This is a genomic window from Sphingobium sp. CCH11-B1, from assembly GCF_001556865.1.
Classification (GTDB): domain Bacteria; phylum Pseudomonadota; class Alphaproteobacteria; order Sphingomonadales; family Sphingomonadaceae; genus Sphingobium.
The window spans coordinates 1-10,515 of record NZ_LSJY01000069.1; the positions used below are offsets into that span (position 1 = coordinate 1).

The 10,515-nt window shown below is 64.0% G+C and carries 11 protein-coding genes and 1 tRNA gene; 11 read left to right on the plus strand and 1 reads right to left on the minus strand.

Features of this window, described 5'->3' with window-relative positions; all coding sequences use genetic code 11:
* The first annotated feature begins 99 nt into the window (after nt 1-99).
* The 10 genes from AX724_RS07210 to AX724_RS07255 all read left to right on the plus strand — a co-directional run bounded on the left by AX724_RS07210 (nt 100) and on the right by AX724_RS07255 (nt 8,155).
* Complete coding sequence (locus AX724_RS07210) at nt 100-1,224, plus strand: 8-amino-7-oxononanoate synthase (protein ID WP_066764837.1); 1,125 nt, start codon at nt 100-102, stop codon at nt 1,222-1,224.
* Nucleotides 1,221-1,853: a dethiobiotin synthase gene (bioD, locus tag AX724_RS07215; RefSeq protein ID WP_066764838.1), complete on the plus strand. Its 633-nt coding sequence runs from the start codon at nt 1,221-1,223 to the stop codon at nt 1,851-1,853. Before AX724_RS07210 ends, bioD begins: the two co-directional genes overlap by 4 nt.
* A 102-nt stretch (nt 1,854-1,955) precedes the next feature.
* Nucleotides 1,956-3,995, plus strand: coding sequence for a M13 family metallopeptidase (locus tag AX724_RS07220; protein WP_066764841.1), 2,040 nt, complete (start codon nt 1,956-1,958; stop codon nt 3,993-3,995).
* 206 nt (nt 3,996-4,201) lie between these two features.
* Nucleotides 4,202-4,645, plus strand: coding sequence for a DUF4168 domain-containing protein (locus AX724_RS07225; protein ID WP_066764861.1), 444 nt, complete (start codon nt 4,202-4,204; stop codon nt 4,643-4,645).
* 65 nt (nt 4,646-4,710) lie between these two features.
* Nucleotides 4,711-5,988: an adenosylmethionine--8-amino-7-oxononanoate transaminase gene (locus AX724_RS07230; RefSeq protein ID WP_066764844.1), complete on the plus strand. Its 1,278-nt coding sequence runs from the start codon at nt 4,711-4,713 to the stop codon at nt 5,986-5,988.
* Nucleotides 5,989-6,047: 59 nt separating this feature from the next.
* Nucleotides 6,048-6,266 (plus strand): translation initiation factor IF-1, encoded by a 219-nt coding sequence (infA, locus tag AX724_RS07235; RefSeq protein ID WP_003049127.1) that lies wholly within the window; start codon nt 6,048-6,050, stop codon nt 6,264-6,266.
* A gap of 13 nt (nt 6,267-6,279) precedes the next feature.
* Entirely contained in the window at nt 6,280-6,852 is a 573-nt protein-coding gene (locus AX724_RS07240) for a Maf family protein (RefSeq protein WP_066764846.1), read from the plus strand.
* Nucleotides 6,853-6,855: 3 nt separating this feature from the next.
* Nucleotides 6,856-7,845, plus strand: a complete 990-nt coding sequence (locus tag AX724_RS07245; RefSeq protein ID WP_066764850.1) for a ribonuclease — start codon at nt 6,856-6,858, stop codon at nt 7,843-7,845.
* Entirely contained in the window at nt 7,835-8,029 is a 195-nt protein-coding gene (locus AX724_RS07250) for a DNA gyrase inhibitor YacG (protein ID WP_066764852.1), read from the plus strand. Before AX724_RS07245 ends, AX724_RS07250 begins: the two co-directional genes overlap by 11 nt.
* Before the next feature lie 50 nt (nt 8,030-8,079).
* A tRNA-Phe gene (locus tag AX724_RS07255) sits at nt 8,080-8,155 on the plus strand.
* A gap of 80 nt (nt 8,156-8,235) precedes the next feature.
* Here AX724_RS07255 and AX724_RS07260 read toward each other — a convergent pair.
* A complete protein-coding gene (locus AX724_RS07260; protein ID WP_197421503.1) occupies nt 8,236-8,841 on the minus strand; it encodes a tyrosine-type recombinase/integrase in 606 nt (201 codons plus the stop codon).
* 79 nt (nt 8,842-8,920) lie between these two features.
* Between AX724_RS07260 and adh the strand changes: the two genes are divergently transcribed.
* Nucleotides 8,921-10,441: an aldehyde dehydrogenase gene (gene adh / locus AX724_RS07265; RefSeq protein WP_066764863.1), complete on the plus strand. Its 1,521-nt coding sequence runs from the start codon at nt 8,921-8,923 to the stop codon at nt 10,439-10,441.
* Nucleotides 10,442-10,515 lie beyond the last annotated feature (74 nt).

Below are 10,515 nucleotides of genomic sequence, written 5' to 3' on the forward strand. Positions count from 1 at the left end.
AACGCACCACCACTCAAAAAGCCCGGAGCCTCAGTCTCGTGAATAAGCCGGGTTAAGCGCCGCTTGCCGCCATTTGCTGGTGGGCCTATAGCGCGCGCCATGACCGCCGAACCCTTCCGTTCCCAGCTTGCCGCGCTGGAGCAGCGCGGACGGCTGCGACACCTCTCGCCCCGGACCGGGCGGGATTTCGCCTCCAACGACTATCTCGGCCTTTCGGGCGACCCGATCATCGCGCAGGCGGTGGCGGACGCGCTGGCGCGCGGCGTACCGCTGGGTTCGGGCGGATCGCGGCTGCTGCGCGGCAATGCGCCTGAACATGAAGGGCTGGAAGCAAAGGCCGCCGATTTTTTCCGCACCCAGGCGAGCTTGTTCGTCGCCAACGGCTATGTCGGCAACCTCGCGCTCTTCGCCACCCTGCCGCAGCGCGGCGACCTGATCGTCGCGGACGAACTGATCCATGCCAGCGCGCATGACGGCATCCGCATGAGCAAGGCGACAGTCGTCTTTGCCCGCCACAATGACGTGCAGAGCGTGGCCGACCTCATCGCCGCCTTCCGCGCCGAAGGGGGCAAGGGCCGCGTCTGGATCGCGGTGGAGACGCTCTATTCGATGGACGGCGACATGGCGCCCTTGTCCGACCTCGCAAAGGTGGCGGCGAAGAACGAGGCGATGCTGCTGCTCGACGAAGCGCACGGCACTGGCGTTTTCGGCCCGGGCGGGCGCGGCCTGTCCTCCGGCCTCGATGGGCGGCACAATGTCATCACCCTGCATACATGCGGCAAGGCGATGGGAGCGGAAGGCGCGCTGATCTGCGGCTCACGCGTCCATATCGACTATCTGGTGAACCGCGCCCGATCCTTCATTTTCTCGACCGCACCCTCGCCCTTGATGGCGGTTGCGGTGTCGGCCGCGCTTGACCGGATCGAACAAGCCAGCGACCTGCGCGACCGGCTCAAGATCCTGCGGGAGGACGCCGCCGAAGCCATCTGCGCGCCGCTCGGCTTGCCCGCCCCGCGCAGCCAGATCCTGCCGGTCATCCTGGGCGAGGACAGCCGGGCCATGGCCGCCGCCGCAGCGTTGCAGGAGGCCGGATTCGACGTGCGCGGCATCCGCCCGCCCACCGTGCCGCCGGGCACCAGCCGGCTGCGCATATCCCTGACTCTCAACGCCAGCCGCGCCGATGTCGCCGCCCTGGGGCAGGAATTGCGGCGGGTTATAGGATGAGCGTCCTGGTCGTCACCGGCACCGACACGGGCGTCGGCAAGACGGTCTTCGCCGCCGGCCTCGCCGGGGCGCTCGGCGCTTATTACTGGAAGCCGATCCAGGCAGGCCTCGATCCGCAAGGGGACCGGGACACTGTCGCCGCCCTTTCCGGCCTGCCAGCAGCACGCATCCTGCCCGAAGCCTATCGGCTGACCACGCCCGCCTCGCCGCATCTCGCCGCGCGAATCGACGGAGTGGAAATCGACCTTGATCGGTTGGCGCTGCCGCGGGTGGACGGCCCGCTGGTGGTTGAAGGGGCGGGCGGCTTGCTTGTCCCCATCAGCGAAACGCTGACCATGGCAGACCTGTTCGTCCAATGGGGCCAGCCGGTCATCCTGTGCACTCGCACCACGCTTGGCACGATCAACCACAGCCTGCTGAGCATCGAGGCGCTCAAAGCACGCGACATCCCCATCGCCGGCATCGCGTTCATCGGCGAACAACATGAAGAAAACGAGCGGATCGTCCCGCGCCTCGCCGGCATTCCCTCGCTTGGCCGCCTGCCGTTGCTCGATCCGCTCGATCCCGCCCATCTGGCCGCAGCCTTCCGCGCGCACATCGACCTTTCCATAACTTTCAACTGGCGATAATTTTCGACCAACGACATGGACAAGGCTGTTTGACGAGCGTTCAAGTCCAGCGCAGGCCGATCGCGCCGGAAGGGCGCATCGTCACAAGCAAGGGACGCTTCGATGAACAAACTTCTCCTGGGTGCTGCCGCCAGCGCGCTCGCTCTCGCGGCGACAGCCGCCTATGCCGATCAGGCCGCGACGCCAGCGCCAACCGCCGCTGCGAAGCCCACATACGGCACCTATGGTTTCGACACCGCCGGCATGGACAAGTCGGTCAAGCCGGGCGACGACTTCTACGACTATGCCAACGGCACTTGGGCGAAGAACACTCCGATTCCCGCCGACAAGTCCAACTATGGCGCGTTCAATACGCTCGACGACCTGTCGCTGGAACGCACCAAGGGCATCCTTGAGGCCGCCCAGGCCGATCCCGCCAGCAAGATCGGCAACGCCTACGCCTCCTATATGGACCAGGCGGCGGTCGAAGCGAAGGGCATGGCGCCGATCCAGCCCTGGCTTGCCGAGATCAAGGCCGTGAACGACAAGGCCGCCTATGCGCGAATTGCGGCGAAGGCCGCCCGGTCCGGCATCCGCGGCCCCTTCCGCTTCTATGTCGGGCAGGACGACAAGGATCCTGAAACCTATATCCTTTCCATGATGCAGGGGGGGCTCGGCCTTCCCGACCGCGATTATTATCTCGACCCTGGCGAGAAGATGGCGGCGATCCGCACCGCCTATGTCGCGCATCTGGAAAAGATGCTGACCCTGGCAGGCGAGAGCGACGTGAAGGCGCGCGCGGCCGCGTTGATGGCGTTCGAGACCGAAATCGCCAAGGTCCACTGGTCGCAGATCGACAGCCGCGACGCCGACAAGACCTATAACAAGATGACGTTGGCGCAGCTGCAGCAATCCGCGCCCGGCTTCGACTTCGCGGCCTATTATGGGGCGAACGACCTGAAGCCCGCCGACCTGCTGGTTGCCCAGCCAAGCGCCGTCACCGGCGAGGCTGCGCTGATCGCCAAGGCCCCGATCCAGGTGCTGAAGGATGGCCTGCTGCTCTCCAGCCTGCATGCCTATGCCGATTATCTGCCCGACAGCATCGCGAACGCCGACTTCGCCTTCTACGGCACCACCCTGTCCGGCACGCCCGAGCGCGAGGAGCGGTGGAAGCGCGGCGTCACCTTCCTCAAGGAATCGCTGGGCGAGGAGGTGGGCAAGGCCTATGTCGCCCAATATTTCCCGCCGGAAACCAAGGCGGCGATGGACGAGCTGGTGAAGAATGTGCTTGCCGCAATGGGCCGCCGCATCGACGCGCTGCCGTGGATGAGCGCCACCGCAAAGGCCCGCGCGCACCAGAAGCTCGCCGCCTTTACGCCCAAGATCGGCTATCCCGACAAGTGGCGCGACTATGCCGGGCTGGAAATCAAGCGCGACGACCTGCTGGGCAACGCCATGCGCTCCAACGCGTTCGAGTTCGCCTATAATGTCGGCAAGCTGGGCAAGCCCATCTATCGCTGGGAATGGGGCATGACCCCGATGGAAATCAATGCCTATGCCAATTTCGGCATGGTGGAGATCGTCTTCCCCGCCGCCATCCTGCAGCCGCCCTTCTTCGATCCCCATGCCGACCCGGCGGTCAATTATGGCGGCATCGGCGCGGTGATCGGCCATGAACTCAGCCATCATTTCGACGATCAGGGCGCGAAATATGACGAGACCGGCAAGCTCAACCAGTGGTGGACCGATCAGGATGTCGCGAATTTCAAGGGGCTGACCGACAAGCTGGTCAAGCAATATGACGCCTATGAACCCTTCCCAGGCGCGCATGTGAAGGGCGCGTTCACGCTGGGCGAGAATATCGGCGACCTGGGCGGCCTTGCGGTAGCGCTGGACGCCTACCATGCGTCGCTCAAGGGCAAGACGGCGCCCGTGATCGACGGCACGACCGGCGACCAGCGCTTTTTCCTTGGCTGGGCGCAGGTGTGGCGGCGCAACTATCGCGAGGCGAACCTGCGGCAACGGCTGGTGACCGATCCGCATGCCCCCTCGCAATATCGTGCCGACATCGTCCGCAATTTCGACGGCTGGTATGATGCGTTCAAGCCTGCGCCCGGAGGCAAAATCTATCTCGCGCCGCAGGACCGCGTGAAGATCTGGTAAGTCGATCCGCCGGGTCGGACGGCTTTCGTTCGACCCGGCTGACCATCCATACCTCGCTACGATCCGCTATTCTCATGCGGTTCGCTTTTCATCTTGCGCTTGTCATCCCTTGAATCGCACGACTCGCCGTTGATAGCTTTCAACATGGGAACGGATTTCCCAGCTTGTCCGTCTGATCGTCAAACCGATCGAAAAGGAGAAGAATGTTGACGGGTCTCAACAGCCATAAATTCCTCAAGGCCGGCATCGCTTCGGTCGCCCTGTTCGCCGCAGTCCCGGCTTTCGCTCAGGCCGAGCCTGCAGCACCAGCGCAGTCCGCGGCTCCGGCCGCACCTGCCGCACCTGCCGCACCTGCTGCCGGAGCAAGCAATTTCAGTGATGCCGACATCAAGCAGTTCGCGGCCGCTGCCGTCGAAGTGACCAAGATTCAGCAGGACACATCGATCGCGGATGCCGACAAGCAGCCGAAGATGGTTGCCGCGCTGCAAGCGTCAGGAATTGCGCCTGAAAAGTTCAACCAGATCGGCCAGGCTGCCGCCGCCGATCCCGCGCTGCAGCAGCGCATCCAGGCGGCAGCGCCGCCTGCGCCGGCCGCGACGGCTCCCTCTGCCCCTGCACCGGCGGCACCGGCCACGCCGCCGCAGCAATAAACAGGATGTAGCGATGACGAAGGGGAGGCTCTTGGCCTCCCCTTTTTTGCGCGCTAAGCGCGGCCATGGCTTCTCCCGTCTGGCACCCCTTCACCCAACATGGCCTGGAAGAGCCGATCCCCGAGGTCGTCAGCGCAAACGGCGCTGTCCTGCATCTGGCGGATGGCCGCCCTCTCATCGATGGCATTTCCAGCTGGTGGGTCACGACCCACGGCCATTGCGAACCCCGCATCGCCGCCGCCATCGCGCGCCAGGCGGCCATGCTCGACCAGCTGATCTTCGCTGGCTACACCCATGGTCCGGCCGAGGAAGTCGCACAGGGTCTGATCGATCTTGCCCCGCGCGCGCCCGGTCAGCCAGCGCTCGCCCATGTCTTCTATTCCGACAGCGGCTCCACCGCCGTCGAGGTCGCGTTGAAAATGGCGCTCGGCTATTGGCATAATGGCGGGGAGTCCGACCGCCATCGCATCCTGGTGCTGCAGCACAGCTATCATGGTGACACGATCGGCGCGATGTCGGTGGGGGAAAGGGGCGTCTATAACGCGGCCTGGTCGCCGCTCCTCTTCGATGTCGGCACCGTGCCCTTTCCCACGCCTGGCGCGGAACAAGCCTGCCTCGCGGCACTGGAGGCTGCCTGCGCGCAAAAGCCTGCCGCCTTCATCGTGGAGCCGCTGATCCTGGGTGCCGGGGGAATGCTGGTCTATCCTGCCCCAGTCCTGCGGGAGATGGCCGCCATCTGCCGCCGCCACGGCGTGCTCTTCATCGCCGACGAAGTGATGACGGGCTGGGGCCGCACCGGCACGCTGTTCGCCTGCGAGCAGGCGGGTATCGTCCCCGACATCATGGCCGTGGCAAAGGGTATCACCGGCGGCGCCATTCCCTTGGCCGCCACGCTCGCCACCGCACCGATCTTCGACGCGCATCGCTCGACCGATCGGGCGAAGCTCTTCTATCATTCGTCCAGCTACACAGCCAACGCCATCGCCTGCGCCGCCGCGGCCGCCAATATCGCCATTTGGCGAGAGGAGGATGTGCTCGGGCGAATCGCAGCCCTCTCCGCCGGCATCGCCACCCGCCTTACCGTTCTTGCCAGACATCCCGCCTACGCCAACCCACGCCAGCTTGGCACGATCGCAGCGATCGACCTTGTCACGCAGGACGCCGGCTACCTGTCCGACCTCGCTCCGCGCCTGCGCGCCTTTTTCCTGGAAAAGGGCCTCTTGCTGCGCCCCTTGGGCAACACCATCTACCTGATGCCGCCCTATTGCCTCGATGCCGGACAGCTCGATGCGGTCTTCGCGGCCCTGCATGCCGCTGGTGACAGATACGGCACGCACGCCTGACTTTCATTTTGCACCATTTGGCGCTATGGCGGCGCGATTTTACGCATATCCGGGATATTATGGCCAAAGAAGAACTGCTTGAGATGCGCGGACAGGTTGTGGAGCTTCTCCCCAACGCCATGTTCCGCGTGCGTCTGGAAAATGATCACGAAATTCTCGGCCACACGGCCGGCAAGATGCGCAAGAACCGCATTCGCGTGCTCGTGGGCGACGAAGTGCTCGTCGAACTCACCCCCTACGACCTGACCAAGGGTCGGATCACCTACCGCTTCAAATAAGCCGCAGATCAAGATGCGGCTCATCCTGGCTTCGGCTTCCCCCAGACGGCGCGACCTTCTGGGTCAGATAGGCGTTGTGCCCGATGCGGTCGATCCGGCCGACATCGACGAAACGCCGTTGAAAGCGGAGTTGCCCAACGCCTACGCCATGCGCGTCGCCGCCGAAAAGGGCGCGCTGGTAGCGCTGCGGCATCCTGGCGCGCTCGTCCTGTCGGGCGATACGGTGGTTGCCGCCGGCCGCCGGATCCTGCCCAAGACGGAAAGCGCGGATGAGGCGCGCCAGTGCCTCGCCCTCCTCTCCGGCCGTCGCCACCGCGTGTGGAGCGCCATTACCCTGATTGACGGGGACGGCCGGGCGCGTCACCGGCTTTCGGGCAATATCGTCGCCTTCAAGCGGCTCGACCGGGTGGAAATCGACGCCTACATCGCAACCGACGAATGGCGGGGCAAGGCTGGCGGCTACGCGGTACAGGGCCGTGCCGCCGGCCTGATCCGCGCCATTCAGGGCAGCCATAGCGCGATCATGGGCCTGCCCCTTTACGAAACCCGCGCGCTGCTCAAGGCAGCGGGCTATCCACTGGACTGAACCATGGCCGAATGGCTCTATGAAGAAGGCATTGGCGAGGCTCGCGCCGCGCTGATCGAACATGGCCGGCTGGCCGAGGCATTGGTGGAACGCGATAGCGACGTCGTCCGCGCCGGCGCGGTCGTCCAAGGCCGCCTTGTCGCCACGCTCATTCCCCGCAAGCGAGGTGTTGTGCGTCTGACAACGGGCGAGGAAGCGTTGCTCGAACCCATCCCGCCCCGGCTTGCGGAGGGTGCCAACGTCCTCGTCGAAATCCTGCGTGAAGCCGTTCCGGAGGAAGGCCGCCCAAAACGCGCCAAGGCCCGTGTCGCGTCGCAGGGCGCCAAGCCCCAGCCCGGCCCCAGCCTGTTGCAGCGCATCCGCGCCACCGGCATTCCCGTCGTCCCGTGCCCCGCGCATGAGGAAGATCGGCTGGAAGCGCACGGGTGGAGCGAACTGATGGAGGAGGCAATGAGCGGAGAGGTGGGCACGGAAGCCGCCGCCCTGCGCCTCTTTCTCACCCCGGCCATGCTGCTGATCGACGTGGATGGCTCGCTCCCACCTGCGCAGCTAGGCCCCAAGGGGGCAAAGCTCGCGGCCCAGACCATCCGCCGCATGGGCCTGGCAGGGTCGATCGGCATCGACCTGCCCACCATGAACAACAAGGACGAGCGGATGATCGCCGCCGCCCAGATCGACAAATATCTGCCGCTCCCCTTCGAACGCACGGCGGTGAACGGCTTTGGCTTCCTCCAGATCATCCGTCGGCGCGAGCGTGCAAACCTCATGGAGTTGCTGCGCGATGATCCGGTGCGCACCGCCGCCATGGCGCTGCTACGCCGGGCGGAACGGCACGGGCAAGGCGGCCCCGCGACGATTACCGCCGCGCCGTCCATCATCGATCTGTTGCGCAAGCGCCCAGACTGGATCGAGCATCTCGCCCGCCGGCGTGGCGGCGCGATTGCCTTGGCAATCGATGCGACACTCTCCATATCGGCGGGCCATGTCGCCTAAACCCGCCTCCTGCCCGATTTGCGGCCAGTCGTCGCAACCCGCTTCGCGCCCCTTCTGCAGCCCCGCCTGCCGCGATCGCGACCTGCTCCAATGGCTGGGCGACGGCTATCGCGTACCCGGCGCGTCGGCCGATCTAACGGCGCAAAAAAATGGTGACGAAGGGCTGGACAGCGAAGCGGATTGACGCTTATAGGCACGCCTCCATCGGGCGGCCTGGCCGCCGGAAGACCCCGTGCCCGGGTAGCTCAGTTGGTAGAGCATGCGACTGAAAATCGCAGTGTCGGCGGTTCGACTCCGTCCCCGGGCACCATTAAATTACTGAAAAGTAGCGTATTTACGGCTAAAAAGCGAGTGGCGCTTTCTTCCGCGTGTAATTCCTGTTTAATGGATTCAGATCGGCACTGCGATGCGCCGCTCAAGGTTGTCCATCGCGGCATCCATATGTTCGCCATTTGCATGGGCGGAGCGTGCCACCATAGCTAGAGTTTTATGCCCGCTCACCTTCTGAACGGTGGGAAGGTCAACACCCGCCTGCGCCAGATGCGTAATAGCTGTATGACGGAACCTATGACGCAGAACTTCATCGGGATTGAGGCCAGCCGCCTTGATGACCCGCCAGTAGACCTTCTGTATCGTCATCACCCTACCTGATTGACTGGCATTGTTCGGGAACAGCCATTCGGCATCGCCGGGCAGGCCTTCCGGATGAGCCTTCAAGAAATCGGACAGGGCCTTGGTCATCGGCTGCTCCCGCTGGCCCGCCTTGGCGCTAGGAATGAAGATACGGCGCTTATCGAAGTCGAGATGCTCGGTTTGATGCTCAGCACTTCGGACATTCGCATGGAAGTCGAGAGAGCAATCACGCAGAAAGGATAGATATGCGGGCTGAGGTCGTTCCTTGCTGCCGCGATGATTCGGGCGCTGTGCCCAGATCTCTCTGCAGGAGATTATCAAGTCGATTTCCAGCCCGAACTGCGCGCCGACGAGCCGACCCAAGGTCCAATTGTCTGACGCACCATGAACGCCATGCTGATCCCGAAGATTCACGACTGACTTGATCTTGGGAGACGGGATGATGCTGCAACAGGCGCTGGCGAAATTCGAAGGCACAAGGCTGATCCGCGACCGATATGACAATTATATCGGCGGCGAATGGGCTGCGCCTGCCAATGGCGAGTATTTCGATAATATCTCGCCGGTGACGGGCCAAGTCGTATGTCAGGTCGCGCGTGGGACCGCTGCCGATATCGAGGCTGCGCTGGACGCGGCCCATGCCGCGAAGGATGCGTGGGGCAAGCTGTCGTCGACCGAACGCTCGAACATCCTGCTGAAGATGGCGGACCGGATGGAGGCCAATCTCGATCTCATCGCGCTTGCCGAGACGATCGACAATGGCAAGCCGATCCGCGAAACGACGCATGCCGACATTCCACTCGCGATCGACCATTTCCGCTACTTCGCCGGCTGCGCGCGCGCGCAGGAAGGCTCGATCAGCGAGATCGACCATGACACCATCGCCTATCATTTTCACGAGCCGCTGGGCGTCGTCGGCCAGATCATCCCCTGGAATTTTCCGATCCTGATGGCGGTGTGGAAGCTCGCGCCGGCGCTGGCGGCGGGCAACTGCATCGTTCTCAAGCCCGCCGAGCAGACGCCGATGTCGGTCATGGTGCTGACTGAGATCATCGGCGACCTGCTTCCACCAGGCGTGCTCAATATCGTGAACGGCTTCGGCGTCGAAGCGGGAAAGCCGCTCGCCAGCAACAAGCGTATCGCCAAGATCGCCTTCACCGGCGAGACGACGACCGGCCGCCTCATCATGCAATATGCGAGCGAGAATCTGATCCCGGTCACGCTGGAGCTCGGCGGCAAATCGCCCAACATCTTCTTCGAGGATGTGATGGACGCGGATGACGATTATTTCGACAAATGTCTGGAAGGCTTCGCGATGTTCGCGCTCAATCAGGGCGAGGTGTGCACCTGCCCCAGCCGCGCGCTCATTCAGGAATCCATCTATGAAAGGTTCATCGAGCGGGCGATCGCACGGGTAAAGGCGATCAGACAGGGTAGCCCGCTCGATCCCGACACGATGATCGGCGCACAGGCGTCGAACGACCAGCTCGAAAAGATCCTGTCCTATATCGCCATCGGCCGGGAGGAAGGCGCAGAGGTGCTTACCGGCGGCGGCCGTGCGGTGCACCAGGACGACTTGGCCGAGGGTTTCTACGTCACCCCGACCGTGCTCAAGGGGCACAACCGCATGCGCATCTTTCAGGAAGAGATTTTTGGGCCGGTGCTTGCGGTTACAACCTTCAAGGACGAGGCAGAGGCGCTGGCGATCGCCAACGACACGCTCTACGGACTAGGCGCTGGCGTGTGGACGCGCGATGGCAGCCGGGCCTATCGCATGGGTCGCGGCATCCAGGCGGGGCGCGTGTGGACCAACTGCTACCACGCCTACCCCGCCCATGCGGCGTTCGGCGGCTACAAGCAGTCGGGCATCGGGCGCGAAAATCACAAGATGATGCTCGATCATTATCAGCAGACCAAGAATCTGCTGGTAAGCTACAGTCCCAAGGCGCTGGGTTTCTTCTGACTTGTCACGCGAAGCGTTGGCCATTTTCCCCTTGGCTGGCGCTTCGTCCCGTGGCGGGCATCCTTCCCAAGGGG